This window comes from Streptomyces sp. NPDC104309 (assembly GCF_055584025.1).
Genome location: NZ_JBVJMV010000004.1, coordinates 239,414 through 252,054, shown reverse-complemented (window position 1 = coordinate 252,054; position 12,641 = coordinate 239,414). Strand labels below are relative to the sequence as shown.

The following is a 12,641-nucleotide window of genomic DNA, read 5'->3' as shown; positions in this document are numbered from 1 at the left end:
TGTGCCCGCAGTTCCGCATACGGGTTTGGGCGTGAGCGTACGGGTGTACGGCTCGGGTGACCTGGGCCCTTGGCCCCAAAGTCGGGCCCAACGAGCGATGCCCCGCCCCGCCCGCGGGGGGCGGGGGAGCAGGGCATCGGGAGGGGGAGGGGAGGAGGGGCGGGCAGGAGAGGCGCGGGTCCGGACCGGCCAGGGGGCGGCCGGTCCGGGTCCGGGACGGTGGACCGGTTCCGGCCACCGGTCGGCCGGTCCGGACCCGCTGCGGAGGGTCAGTCCAGGTCGTCCGCGAACGTCCCGGCGCGTTCGGCGACCTCCGGCCGCCGGACCCGCAGCACGGCGAAGCCGACGATGCCGACGACCAGCGCGCCGACGAACACGTACGGCAGCACGTTCAGCGGCCAGGCCGGGACCGGCCACAGGTTGCGGTAGAAGACGTAGATCATCGCGGCGGCGCCGATCAGCCCCAGGCCCCAGGTGACGAGCAGGCCGCGGGCTCCGATCCGGCGTACGAACAGCGGCGCGGCCAGACACACCAGGGTGTAGCTGAGCATGTAGCCGAAGACGCCGACGGTGTCGATGTACGACGTCGCGTTCAACGGCGCGGTCCCGGCGCCGACCACGAGCACGGCGGGAACGGCGACGAACGGGGCGACGGCCCAGATCGCCACGGACGGGGTCCGGTGACGGGGGTGGGCGACACCGAGCCGGGCCGGCATCACCCCCTCCTTCGCCATCCCGAACAGCAGCCGGGCGGCGACGGTGATGCAGGCCATCACCACGGCCACGAACGATGCCGCGAAGCCCGCGTGCAGGAAGAACTTCAGGAAGCCGAGGCCCGACAGTTCCGCCAGCTCGTCCATCGGGTCGGAGCTCCTCGCCAGGGCATCCGCCCCGCCGAACCCGGCGACCTGCGCGTACGTGGCGAACATGTAGAGCACCCCGGCCAGCACCGCACTGCCCATCACCGAGCGGGGGATCGCCTTGTACGGATCGGTGGCCTCGGCCCCGAGCGACGCGGCGCCCTCGAAGCCGACGAAGCCGAGCACGCCCAGCACCACGGCGAAGACGACACCGTCGAGGGTGGAGCCGCTGAGGCTCAGCTGCTCGGTGTCGATGATGTTCCCGCTCTTGAAGAAGGCGGGGACCAGCACGACGACGATGAGGACGATCGACACGACCTCCAGCACGGAGGCGACGCGCGCCGCCGTCCGCACACTGGCGATCGTCAGCCGGATCGCGACGGCGGCCAGCAGCAGATCGAGCAGGATCTGGCCGGGGATGCCGGTGAAGATCCCGATGCCGATCTGGTCGAGGGCGCGCGCCGTGTAGTACCCGGCGCCCGCGAGCGAACCCGAACCGATGCACACCGCGCCGATGAGCAGGGCCCACCCGGTCACGAAGGAGCCGGGAGCCCCGAGCGAGAGCCGGGAGAAGGCGTACAGCGAACCGACCCCGGCGCGCCGGCGGGCGAACACGCAGATGCAGTACGCGATGGCGAGGACGGCGGCCATGGCCAGGAAGAACGAGAACCAGGCGCCGTTGCCGGCGGACGCCGCCATGCTGGCGGGGGCGAACGCGATGACGGCGCTGGGCGCGACGTTCGCGACGCTCTGCGCGCCGACCTCGAACGTGGAGACGGAGCGGTGGGCCAGGCCGTCGGCCGGCTTTCCGGGCGCGGCCTGCTTTCCGGCGGTGCTCATGTCCGGTCCTCCATCATCAGCAGCTGACGCAGGGCGTGCCCGGCGGCGAGGTCGGCCAGGGCGTCGCCCGCCTCGTCCAGCGGGCGCCGTGCCGAGATCATCGATTCCACGTCGAGCTCACCCGACACCACGAGGTCCACCAGGGCCGGGATGTCGCGGGCGGCGTCGACCGAGCCGTAGTTGGAACCGAGGATGCGCTGGTCGGCCTCGGCGAGCGCGAGCGGGTCGAAGCGCGCGGTGCGGCCGGTCGGCGGCAGGCCGACGATGACGGCGGCGCCGCCCTGACCGAGCGCGGCGATGGCCTGCTCGGTGGTCTCGATCTTGCCGATGGCGTCGAACACGTAGTCCAGGCCCTCGGGGACCAGGGCCCGCAGCGTCTCGACGACATCGCCGCCACGCGCGTCGACCGCGTCCGTCGCACCGAGCCGGCGGGCCAGCTCCAGCTTCTCGGGGACGACGTCGACGGCGACGATGCGGCCCGCCCCCGCCAGCCGGGCGCCCTGCACACAGGACAGGCCCACACCGCCGCAGCCGATGACGGCGACGGTGGCCCCGGCCTCGACCCCCGCGGTGTTGCGGACCGCGCCGACACCGGTGGCGATGGCGCAGCCGACCAGGGCGATCACATCGAGGGGCGCGTCCTCGCGCACCTTGATCGCACCGGACGCGGGGACCACGACGCGCTCGGCGAACGAGGAGACGCCCAGGTAGTGGTGGGCCGGCTCGCCGTCGACGGAGAGCCGGCTGGTGCCGTCGTACAGCACCCCGCCGGGCGCCACGACCTCGGCGACCAGGCTGCACGCGGCCGGACGCCCGGAGAGGCAGAAACGGCAGGTGCCGCAGGACGGGACCCAGGACAGCACGACGTGATCGCCGGGTTCGAGGCCGGTGACCCCCTCGCCGAGCGCGGTGACCACGCCCGAGCCCTCGTGTCCCAGCACGACCGGGGTGGGGTGGTCCCACTCGCCTCGGATGACATGGAGGTCGGAGTGGCAGACACCGGCCGCCGTGACGGCGACCTCGACCTCTCCGGGGCCGGGCGGGGCCAGGGTGACGTCGGTGACGGTCACCTCCTGCCCCGGGGAGCGGAAGACGACGCCGCGCACGGTGCGCGCGGTGCTCTCTTGGGAAGACGGGGAGCTCATCGGCTTACTCCTCGGATGGTGCGGTACGGGCGGGGGAGGGGGAGGGGAAGGGCGGCACAGAGGTCCACCCGGACGCCTTGTTTAGCGCCATTAAACTTTCGTCAAAGTTTTACAGCACTAAACTCGATGGGTAAAGACCCTTCCGACCTGCGTTTGTCCCCGGCCACTGACCGTGACTCCCTCGACAGGTAGCGTGTCCGCCATGTCCGAAGCCTCTGACAGCCACATGTCCACGATCGGTCCGCGGCTGCGTGAGCTCCGCCGGGCACAAGGGCTGACGCTCGCTCAGATCGCCGAATCCGCAGGCGTGACCAAGGGGTTCGTCAGCCTCGCCGAACGCGGCAAGACCTCGGTCTCCGTCCCGACCCTGATCCGCATCTGCGAGGCGCTGGGCACCGGCATCGCCGCGCTCTTCGACTATCCGGACCAGGACGTCGTCAAGGGCGGCCTGGGCGCCAAGCTGGAGATGGGCGGGCACGGCATCGAGGAGTTCCTCCTCACACCGGCCGAGGAACGGCACGTCCAGGTCATGCGGACGATCCTGCGGCCCGGCGGCGGCTCGGGCGGCGCGTACAGCCTGGAGGCCGAGACCGTCTTCGCCTACCTGGTCCGCGGCACGCTGCGCCTCAGCGTGGACGGCGAGCCCAGGCTCCTGGAGGCCGGTGACTCGACGACCTTCTCGGCCCGCGCCGCACACGCCTGGGACAACCCCGGCGAGGAGGAGGCCGAGGTCCTCTGGTCGATCGCCCCCGCCCTGCCGCTCTCCCGCACCAAGCTCCGGCCGTAGAGGCGTGTTCCGGGGGCCTCGCCCGCGAAGGACATGCTTCGCCCGTGAAGGGCCCGCCCCGCCTGTGACGAACCCGCCCCGCCCGTGAAGGACGGGCTGTCCGCTGCGCGACAATCGACAGCATGCCCGACGACGATTCGGCCGCCCTGACCACCGCCCCCGCACCGCGGCTCGTGCGGCAGCGCGGCCACCGAACGCCGCAGCCGCTGCCGCGGCCCCCCGCCCGCGGTCGCCTCGCCACGGCCCTCGCGGCGGCGGCGCCGGCCCTCGGGGCGTACGCGGCGGTGCGCCTGACCGGTCTCGTCGTCCTCGCCGCCGCCGCGTCCCACGCCGACAAGAGCGCCCTCCACCTCCTCGGCGAGCGCTGGGACTCCGTCTGGTACCAGCGGATCGCCGAGAACGGCTACGGGTACACCGTCACCCTCCCGAACGGCGGCGTCCACCCCGACCTGGCCTTCTTCCCCCTGCTGCCCGCTCTGGAACGGGCGGTCGCCGAGCTCACCCCGCTCTCCCTCGCGGGTGCCGGACTGCTGGTCGCCTGGATCGCCTCGCTCTTCGCCGCCTGGGGGATCTACGCGGTCGGCGCGCGTCTGTACGGGCGCCGGGTCGGGGTGGTGCTGGCCGCGCTGTGGGGCGTGTACCCGACGGCGTTCGTCCAGTCGATGGCGTACACCGAGACGCTGTTCACCGCGTTCGCCGCCTGGGCGCTGTACGCCGTGCTGACCCGGCGCTGGATCGTGGCGGGCGCCCTGTGCGTACTCGCCGGGCTGACCAGGCCCTCCGCCGCGGCGCTCATCGCCGCCCTCGCGATCACCGCCGCGGTCGCGCTCGTACGCGAGTACCGGGCCGGCCGGACGGACGGCATCGTGCGCCGCAACGCGCGGATGCTGGCCGGTGTCGCGCTCGCGCCGCTGGGCTGGCTGGCGTACGTGGTGTTCGTCGCCGTACGCCAGGGCAGCCCGTTCGCTTACTTCGACGTCCAGGCGCAGTGGGGCAACAGCATCGACGGAGGCGCGGCGCTCGCCTCGTTCATCCTCGGGCTGCCGCTGCCCGGTGCGCTCGGGCTGTGCGCGGCACTCGCGGGCCTCGGATGGGTGGTGTTCCTGTGCGTACGGCAGCGCCAGCCGCTCCCCGTACTCGCCTACTGCGTCGCCGTCGTCGTCATCGCGCTGATCGGCTCCGGGTACTTCGGGTCCAGGCCGCGGCTGATGATGCCCGCGTTCCCGCTGCTCCTGCCGCCCGCCGTCGCGCTGCTGCGGCTGCGCACCACGGCCCGCACGGTGACGGTCGTGGCCGTGCTCGCGGTGGCTTCGGCGGCCTACGGGGCATGGACGCTGCTCGGCTCCGGCCCTCCGTGAGCCCGGTCCCGGTCAGGGCCGGGGCAGGTCCAGCGGGATGCGGCGGACCGCGCGGCCCCGGGTATCGAGGAGCCGGCCCCTGCGCTCGGGCGAACGCAGCACCACCGTACGGTCCTTGACCTCCGGCGTCGGGAAGTACGTCGGCGGTGTTGACCCCGCCGCGTACAAGGACGTCGACCGCGACGCCCTGCTGGAGAACGGAATCCCCGCCGGAATCCCCGGCAACCACTCGCCGCTGTTCGCACCCGCCGCCGACCCGACCGCCGAGGCCGGCCTGACGTTGCTGCCGACGGCCGCCGCGCAGTGGCTGGACGCCGGCGCCGAACCGGCACGGCAGCCGGGCGGGCCGCCGGGCGCGAGGGCGGCGGTCCGACCGCCCGCGTTTCGGCTTCGGCTGTCCTGCGTCTGGGTGATCCGCACTCGCGTCTCAGCCCCGGCTCTCCTCCGTCTGGGCGATCCGCACCCGCGCCCCGGGCCGCAGCCCCCACTTCTCCATCGCCCCGGCCTCCGACTCGATCACGTGACGGGCCCGCAGCCGGGGCATCCCGAGCCGGCCCGGCTTCATCGTGTGGACGGCGACCACGCGGAACTTCCGGTCCAGGTACGCCACATCGATGGCGAACCGCATCCGGAAGGTGTGCACACTCCCGCACGGGGTGATCAGCAGGGCGCCGTCGATGCCGTCCTGGCCGAGCAGTCCCCGGCTCCTGGCCCGGTACGTGGCCGCGATCCGCAGCGGTATCTCCGGCTCCTCCCCTCCCTGTGGATCGGTGACCGTCAACGTGCCGTTCCCATTGCGCCATTGAGCCATGGCCAAGACGGTAGCGTCCGGTGACCTCCGCTGGGTCCTGAACGGTCCGCAGTGGGCCCCTGGACCCATGCCCCGTGCCGCCCGCCCGCCTAGGGTCTCCTCCGTGTACGCCATGCTGACAGCGCTCGCCGCACTCTGGGGGGCGGCGGCCGGACTGCTGGTCCCGCGCGCCGCCTACCGGTTCTCCGTCGAACCGGAGGACGCCTGGCGGGACAGCTGCCCCGCGGGCCACGCCCTGACCGGTGCCGTCGGCGGCTGGCTCGGCTCCACCCGGTGCGCCCAGTGCGCGGCGGCGGTGCCGGTGGCCGCCGTTCCGGGCGCCGAGCCGGGGGACCGGAGCAACGGGGAGGGCGACCCCGTGCGGTCCGTGGGGCGTTACGCACCCGGCGTCCTGGTCCCCGTCGTCACCGCGCTCGCCTGCGCCGCCCTCGCGGCGGCCACCGGACTGCGGCCCGAGCTCGTCGTCTGGCTGCTGCTGGCGCCCGTCGGCGTACTCCTGGCGACCATCGACCGTCGTGTGCACCGCCTGCCCGACCGGCTGACGCTGCCCGCCGCCGCGACCCTCGTCGCGCTCCTGGGTATCGCGGCGCTGCTCCCGGAGCACGGCGGATCCTGGCTGTCCGCCCTGCTCGGCGGAGCGGCGCTCGGCGTCTTCTACTTCCTGCTCTTCCTCATCAATCCGAACGGCATGGGCTTCGGGGACGTCAAGCTCGCCCTGTCCCTGGGCGTCGCCCTCGGCTGGTACGGCTGGCCCGTGCTCTTCGCCGGGGGGTTCGCCGGATTCCTGCTCGGCGCGGCGTACGGGTTCGGGCTGATGGTCCTGAAACGAGCCGGACGCAAGACCGGCATCCCGTTCGGGCCATTCATGATCACGGGTGCGCTGCTGGGCATGCTGCTCGGCGGGGCGGCCGCGTGACCGCCGCCGGGCGGACCGGCCGAACGCTCTGAGCGCGCCGTATTGAGGTCGCGCGGACCGGTTCCCGGCTGACACCATTCACGTATGTCCGGAACACCCGAAGAGGCGCCAGGAGCGCCGGACGCGGCGCACGCCGCCGCGGAAGCAGAACGTGCGAGGTTCGACGCCCTCGTCGCCGAGGCCGCCACCGTCTCCGTCGACGGCTGGGACTTCTCCTGGCTCGACGGCCGGGCCACCGAACAGCGCCCTTCCTGGGGCTACGCCCGCGCCATGGCGGACCGGATGGGACGGGCCGGGGCCGCGCTCGACATCCAGACCGGGGGAGGCGAGGTCCTCGCCTCCGTACCGAGGCTGCCGCGGCTCACCGTCGCCACCGAGTCCTGGCCACCGAACGTCGCCCGTGCCACCGCCCTCCTGCACCCGCTCGGCGTGGCCGTGGTCGCCGACGCGGACGAGCCGCCCCTGCCGTTCGGCGACAACGCCTTCGACCTGGTGGTCAGCCGGCATCCGGTGACCACCTGGTGGGCGGAGATCGCCCGGGTGCTCACCCCTGGCGGCACGTACTTCTCCCAGCAGGTCGGCCCGGCCAGCGTCTTCGAACTCGTCGAGTACTTCCTCGGCCCGCAGCCGCCCGAGGTGCGCGGCGCCCGCGACCCGGAGCAGGCACGTGCCGCCGCGGAGGCGGCCGGGCTGGAGGTCGTCGATATGCGCGGCGAGCGACTGCGTACCGAATTCTTCGACATCGGCGCCGTCGTCTACTTCCTGCGCAAAGTGATCTGGATGGTCCCGGGCTTCACCGTCGAGGAGTACCGGCCGCGGCTGGCCGAGCTGCACCACCGGATCGAGACCGAGGGGCCGTTCGTCGCCCACACCACCCGGTTCCTGATCGAGGCCCGTAAACCGGCCTGAGGGCTGTCCCGTAATCCCTGGCGGGCGCGCGACGACAGCTACTTCCCCAAGCTCTCGGCTGCGCTCGAACAGGGGAGGCCCCATCCTCGCCGCATTGTCGGAACATCCGCATACATCCAGTATGCGGACGTCCCTCCGCCTTGCGATGCGCCGCATCTGACGCCGCGTGCGATCCACCACGGATTACGGGACAGCCCTCAGGCCGGCCCCCCTGCCTTCGCCTCGAGGATGCGACCCTGGACGGTGAGCGAATGGGGAGGGAACCGGCCATGAGGGTGGGCGACGAGGACGAAACACCGCGTGTCCCGCGGCAGGGCAGGGCCGACTGGCTCAGGGGCGAGCGGATTGTCGCGGTGCTCGGCGTCTACTACCGGCCGGAGGGGCGGATGGGGGAGCCGGAAGCCGTGGAATTCCTGCTGTCCGACGGCCAGTCGGTGCTCCTGACCTGCGCCTCCGACTGGACCCTGCACGTCGGCCCCGGCGCCTGGCCGCAGCTGCCCGACTGGTGCGTACCGTCGGGACAGTGGGAGTTCGCCGACGTGTCGAACCTGCCGCGACCGCCCGAAGGCGGCTGGACCGTCACCCGTACCGAGGAGCGCAGGGACGAGCGGGGCGAGGTGCGCGAGGCCGTCATCCGGTGCGAGGGCGGACGCTTCGTGGTCATCGGCGGCGACACGGTGGCGATCCGCTTCACCCGCGGACACCGGGGCGCACCGGCGAGAAGCTGACGGCCGGTCCGCCGAGGGGTCGCCGCGCCCCTCGGACCGCGGGTCGGAACGGCGATCGGACGGGGCGGGAGGCCCCGAGCCGTCACCGCGCCGCTCGCACCGGCGGACGCTACGCGTGCGCCCCCACCGCCACCTTTCCCACCATCAGTTCCGCCTTCCCCTCCAGCACCTCGCCGACCCGGCCCACCTGCTCCTCCAGCCCCCGCAACTGCCCGGCCGTCAGCGGTGACAGCGGCTCCACCGTCACGGCGATCCGCCGCCCCGACCGGCGCTGGTGCCAGACCCCGGCCGCGGTCCCGTCGACCAGCAGCACCGGGAAGTTCCCCGCCTGACCACCCGCCAGCGCACGGATGTGGGCCGCGCCGGGGTAGAGCTTCTCGCGCGGCTGGGACGCGATGAGATACGCGTCGAAGTAGGGGAGCAGCCGCACCCCGCGCACCGGTTCCGACGGAAAGGCGGTGTCGCCCGCCACCAGCCAGGCCGGTTCCCCTTCGTACCGCACCTCCTCGATCTCCCCGCGTGCGGCCATTCCCGCGAACAGGTCCGCGGCCCAACGATGCGGCGCCGCCAGCCACTTCGCGAAGTGCTGGGGGGTGGCCGGGCCGTACGCGCGCAGATAGCGGTGCACGAGCCCGGCGAGCGCCTCCGGGCCGTCGAGCGGGACGACGTCCGGACGGGTGTAGGTGACTCTGCGCCCGCGATCCGGTGCGAAGCACAGCGCGCCGCGGTGAGCCGCGAGATGCGTCACCTGCCGCCAGCGCGGCCACATGTCCTGGAACGCGGGCATCACCCGCTCCCCGGCCCACGCCCCGGTACGCTCCACCACCGCCTCCGAGAGCTCGTCGACGGTCAGCTCCGCGCCGGTCAGCGCGTCCGCGATCGCTTCGATCACGGCCTCGGTCCGCTCCGGGGTCATCCGGACATCCGCCGGGAACGGACTGCGTCCGGTCGGTACGGCGGACAACGCGCCCGTCCACAAGGAGAGTTCGGCCATCGGTAGCAGATGGACGGTGCCGCGCGGACCGTGCGTCTTGACCAGGGTGCGCCGTGTCCACAGCGCCTCGCGCACATCGGTGCGGGTCACACCGGCCGTCCGCAGCCCCACGGAGAGCTCGGCGGCCGACAGCACCTGGGCGTGCGCGGCCGGCAGCGCGCCGACCACATCGGCCGGGGCGAGACGCGTCGGAGAGGCGAGCCCCTGGCGTTCCAGCCGGCGCGCGTTCGCCTCGTTCCAGGTCACGATCGAGGTTCGTGTCGTCATGTTCCGGAAACTAGCGGCCCATCAGGACAAGGTCTGTCCCATACTCGGCGCATGACCCCTGCGAGACATCCGGCCAAGGCCCTCGCCACCGCGGCGGTGCTCGTCCTGACGGCCGCCCTCTCAGGCTGCGGCACACAGCGCGCCGGGGACGCCGGACCCGGTGCGGGGAGCAGCGGTCCGCCCGCGGCGGGCCCCGCCTCCCCCTATGCCGAACCCGGCGCCGGCGACGGTGCACCGCACTACCGGGAGAACCACGCCTTCCAGTCCACCGCGGAGCTGTCCCCGGCCGACCGGGCCAGGGGCGAGGCGGAGGTGAAGAAGGTCGAGGCCGGGCTGGCTGGGATCGCGGAGGGCCGCAGGACCACCGAGTCCCGGCTCCACGAGGCGCTCGCCGGTCTGGGGTACAGCCCCGGGTCCATCTCCACCGGCACCTTCGGCCCCCACCGCACCACGTTCATCGTCGAGCTCGGCCCGATCTGCGTGGAGGGCGCGCTGGACGGCCTGGTCAACGGGCTCGTCACGGCCGAGGCCCATGGCCGGTACCTCGAAGGAACCGGCTGTGTGAAACCGGTCGGCGGCCACTGAGACGTCCACCCGACACCGTGCTCGGAACGGAGTCCGGTGAATTCGGAGAGTAATTGTGGAGTGGCGTGGCACGCAGCATCACTTACGAAGGGTTATGGTGGAAACCCCCCCCTCGGGCCGGTCCGTATCCCCCCCCACGGACCGGCCCGTTTTTTGTGGCCCCGCGGTGGCGGCCCCGAGCGGCCCGCGTGCCGGCCACGGACCGCCTCCGCGTACGGCCTTCGCTCACCGGTCCGCGAGGGCCGCTCCCGTCAGCTCCGTCCGGCCCAGATGTTGGTGCCCGCGGTGTCCACGGCGAAGGTGTCGATCTCCTTCAGCTCCTCGTCGGACAACGGCTGCCCCGAGAGCGCCGCGATGTTCTCCTCCAGCTGTCGCACGCTCGACGCGCCGATCAGCGCCGACGTCATACGGCTGTCCCGCAGCACCCAGTCGAGTGCCAGCTGGGCGAGTGACTGGCCGCGCCGCCGGGCGATGTCGTTCAGCCCGTTCAGCCGGCGCACCACCTCGTCGGAGAGCAGACCGGGATCCAGGGACTTGCCCTGGGTGGCCCGCGAACCCTCCGGGATGCCTGTCAGGTACTTGTTCGTGAGCAGGCCCTGGGCGAGCGGCACGAAGGAGATGCAGCCCATGCCGGCCGTCTCCAGGGTGTCGAGCAGCCCGTCGTCCTCGATCCAGCGGTTGATCATCGAGTAGGACGGCTGATGGATCAGGGCGGGGACGCCCATCTCCTTGAGCAGCCGGGCCGCCTCGGCCGTCTGCTCCGCGTTGTACGAGGACACACCCACGTACAGCGCCTTGCCCTGCTGTACGGCGGAGGCCAGCGCCCCCATCGTCTCCTCCAGGGGGGTGTCCGGGTCGAAGCGGTGGGAGTAGAAGATGTCGACGTAGTCGAGCCCCATGCGCTTCAGCGAGGCGTCCAGCGACGACAGCAGATATTTGCGGGAGCCCCACTCGCCGTACGGGCCGGGGTGCATCTCGTAACCGGCCTTGGTGGAGATGATCAGCTCGTCCCGGTACGGGGCGAAGTCCTGCCGGAACATCTTGCCGAAGTTGAGCTCGGCGGAGCCGGGCGGCGGCCCGTAGTTGTTGGCCAGATCGAAGTGGGTCACCCCGAGATCGAAGGCGCGGCGAAGGATCGCCCGCTGGGAGTCCAGCGTGCGGTCGTCGCCGAAGTTGTGCCAGAGGCCGAGGGAGACGGCCGGGAGCTTGAGACCGCTGCGGCCGGCGCGGCGGTATTCCATGGAGTCGTAGCGCGAACCGGCTGCCCGGTAGAAGAGAGGAGAATCAGTCACGTTTCTCTGCTTATCACGGACTTCTGACAGGCCGGGTTGGGCCGGTGTGCCGCCTGCGCAGTAATGTGGCGGCTTCGGGGACCGCCGCGACACGGGGCGGGGCGATGGACTCCGTGGAGTCGTGCGGCGATCCCCATGGGACGACCCCGGCCCCCGGGCATCGGGGCGGGCGGGCCCGCACAGAACCGAGAGGTGAACTCAGTGAACTTGCGCGACCTGGTGTACGGGCTCTACGCACGCCGGGTCGAGGCGCGCCTCGACCACACCCAGGTGCCCAAGCACATCGGCGTCATCCTCGACGGCAACCGGCGCTGGGCGAAGGCGTCCGGCGGCACGGCCGCGCAGGGACACCAGGCCGGCGCGGACAAGATCCAGGAACTGCTCGGCTGGTGCAGTGAGACCGATGTGGAGGTCGTCACACTCTGGCTGCTCTCCACGGACAACTTCGACCGGCCCGAGTCCGAGCTGACCCCGCTCCTCGGCATCATCGAGAACACCGTGCGCGACCTCGCGGCGGACGGGCGCTGGCGGGTCCATCACGTCGGCACGCTCGATCTGCTGCCCGCACACACCCAGACCGTCCTGAAGGAGGCCGAGCAGGCCACGGTGGGAGTCGACGGGATACTGGTCAACGTCGCCGTCGGCTACGGCGGGCGCCAGGAGATCGCGGACGCGGTCCGTTCGCTGCTGCTGGACCACTCCGCCAGGGGGACGTCCTTCGAGGACCTGGCGGAGATCGTCTCCACCGACCTGATCTCCGAGCACCTCTACACCCGGGGCCAGCCCGACCCGGACCTGGTCATCCGCACCAGCGGTGAGCAGCGGCTGTCCGGCTTCATGCTCTGGCAGAGCGCGCACTCCGAGTACTACTTCTGCGAGGTCTTCTGGCCGGCCTTCCGCCGCGTCGACTTCCTGCGGGCCCTGCGCGACTACGCGGCCCGGCACCGCCGCTACGGCGGCTGACACCGCCACCCCCTTGCGGGGCCCCGCCCCGATGCCAGGGCACCGCTCCCGGCGGTACGGCCCCGTTCTCGACCGCCGGACGGGCTTGAGCACTGCCGTTCGTCGGTCATCCCGTGGTGGTACCGCGCCCCTCCGGTCCTTTCCGGCCCGCCCGGCGTTCCAGGGCGGCCCCGGTCGTTTTCCAGC

The 12,641-nt window shown here is 72.5% G+C and carries 13 protein-coding genes; 7 read left to right on the top strand and 6 right to left on the bottom strand.

Annotation, left to right across the window (positions count from 1 at the left end; translation table 11 throughout):
• Nucleotides 1-269: 269 nt before the first annotated feature.
• Both ACZ68L_RS07435 and ACZ68L_RS07430 read right to left on the bottom strand, forming a co-directional pair.
• Complete coding sequence (locus tag ACZ68L_RS07435) at nucleotides 270-1,700, bottom strand: APC family permease (RefSeq protein WP_469574907.1); 1,431 nt, start codon at nucleotides 1,698-1,700, stop codon at nucleotides 270-272.
• The gene (locus ACZ68L_RS07430) at nucleotides 1,697-2,845 is read right to left on the bottom strand and encodes a Zn-dependent alcohol dehydrogenase (RefSeq protein ID WP_469574905.1); all 1,149 of its coding nucleotides are present in this window, start codon (nucleotides 2,843-2,845) and stop codon (nucleotides 1,697-1,699) included. Before ACZ68L_RS07430 ends, ACZ68L_RS07435 begins: the two co-directional genes overlap by 4 nt.
• 202 nt (nucleotides 2,846-3,047) lie before the next feature.
• Here ACZ68L_RS07430 and ACZ68L_RS07425 point away from each other — a divergent pair, with 202 nt between their 5' ends.
• Together ACZ68L_RS07425 and ACZ68L_RS07420 are read left to right on the top strand one after the other, a co-directional pair.
• Entirely contained in the window at nucleotides 3,048-3,632 is a 585-nt protein-coding gene (locus tag ACZ68L_RS07425) for a helix-turn-helix domain-containing protein (RefSeq protein ID WP_469574903.1), read from the top strand.
• Between the two features lie 122 nt (nucleotides 3,633-3,754).
• Complete coding sequence (locus tag ACZ68L_RS07420) at nucleotides 3,755-4,990, top strand: glycosyltransferase family 39 protein (protein WP_469574901.1); 1,236 nt, start codon at nucleotides 3,755-3,757, stop codon at nucleotides 4,988-4,990.
• 12 nt (nucleotides 4,991-5,002) lie between these two features.
• On the opposite strand, the gene ACZ68L_RS07415 is transcribed toward ACZ68L_RS07420, so the two are convergent.
• The gene (locus ACZ68L_RS07415) at nucleotides 5,003-5,410 is read right to left on the bottom strand and encodes a hypothetical protein (protein ID WP_469574899.1); all 408 of its coding nucleotides are present in this window, start codon (nucleotides 5,408-5,410) and stop codon (nucleotides 5,003-5,005) included.
• 7 nt (nucleotides 5,411-5,417) lie between these two features.
• Nucleotides 5,418-5,801, bottom strand: coding sequence for a DUF192 domain-containing protein (locus tag ACZ68L_RS07410; protein WP_469574898.1), 384 nt, complete (start codon nucleotides 5,799-5,801; stop codon nucleotides 5,418-5,420).
• A gap of 103 nt (nucleotides 5,802-5,904) precedes the next feature.
• On the opposite strand from ACZ68L_RS07410, the gene ACZ68L_RS07405 reads away from it, so the two are divergent.
• The 3 genes from ACZ68L_RS07405 to ACZ68L_RS07395 all read left to right on the top strand — a co-directional run bounded on the left by ACZ68L_RS07405 (nucleotide 5,905) and on the right by ACZ68L_RS07395 (nucleotide 8,354).
• Entirely contained in the window at nucleotides 5,905-6,717 is an 813-nt protein-coding gene (locus ACZ68L_RS07405; protein WP_469574897.1) for a prepilin peptidase, read from the top strand.
• An 84-nt stretch (nucleotides 6,718-6,801) separates the two neighbouring features.
• On the top strand, nucleotides 6,802-7,626 hold the full coding sequence (locus ACZ68L_RS07400) for a class I SAM-dependent methyltransferase (RefSeq protein ID WP_469574895.1): 825 nt from the start codon (nucleotides 6,802-6,804) through the stop codon (nucleotides 7,624-7,626).
• Between the two features lie 269 nt (nucleotides 7,627-7,895).
• Nucleotides 7,896-8,354, top strand: coding sequence for a hypothetical protein (locus ACZ68L_RS07395; protein WP_469574894.1), 459 nt, complete (start codon nucleotides 7,896-7,898; stop codon nucleotides 8,352-8,354).
• A 109-nt stretch (nucleotides 8,355-8,463) separates the two neighbouring features.
• Here the strand turns inward: ACZ68L_RS07395 and ACZ68L_RS07390 are convergent, their stop codons facing one another.
• On the bottom strand, nucleotides 8,464-9,615 hold the full coding sequence (locus ACZ68L_RS07390; protein WP_469574892.1) for a winged helix DNA-binding domain-containing protein: 1,152 nt from the start codon (nucleotides 9,613-9,615) through the stop codon (nucleotides 8,464-8,466).
• A gap of 51 nt (nucleotides 9,616-9,666) precedes the next feature.
• Here ACZ68L_RS07390 and ACZ68L_RS07385 point away from each other — a divergent pair, with 51 nt between their 5' ends.
• Nucleotides 9,667-10,200 (top strand): hypothetical protein, encoded by a 534-nt coding sequence (locus ACZ68L_RS07385; protein ID WP_469574890.1) that lies wholly within the window; start codon nucleotides 9,667-9,669, stop codon nucleotides 10,198-10,200.
• Nucleotides 10,201-10,451: 251 nt separating this feature from the next.
• Here the strand turns inward: ACZ68L_RS07385 and mgrA are convergent, their stop codons facing one another.
• Nucleotides 10,452-11,492, bottom strand: coding sequence for an L-glyceraldehyde 3-phosphate reductase (gene mgrA, locus ACZ68L_RS07380; RefSeq protein WP_469574889.1), 1,041 nt, complete (start codon nucleotides 11,490-11,492; stop codon nucleotides 10,452-10,454).
• A 201-nt stretch (nucleotides 11,493-11,693) separates the two neighbouring features.
• On the opposite strand from mgrA, the gene ACZ68L_RS07375 reads away from it, so the two are divergent.
• Nucleotides 11,694-12,455, top strand: coding sequence for an isoprenyl transferase (locus ACZ68L_RS07375; protein WP_469574888.1), 762 nt, complete (start codon nucleotides 11,694-11,696; stop codon nucleotides 12,453-12,455).
• Nucleotides 12,456-12,641 lie beyond the last annotated feature (186 nt).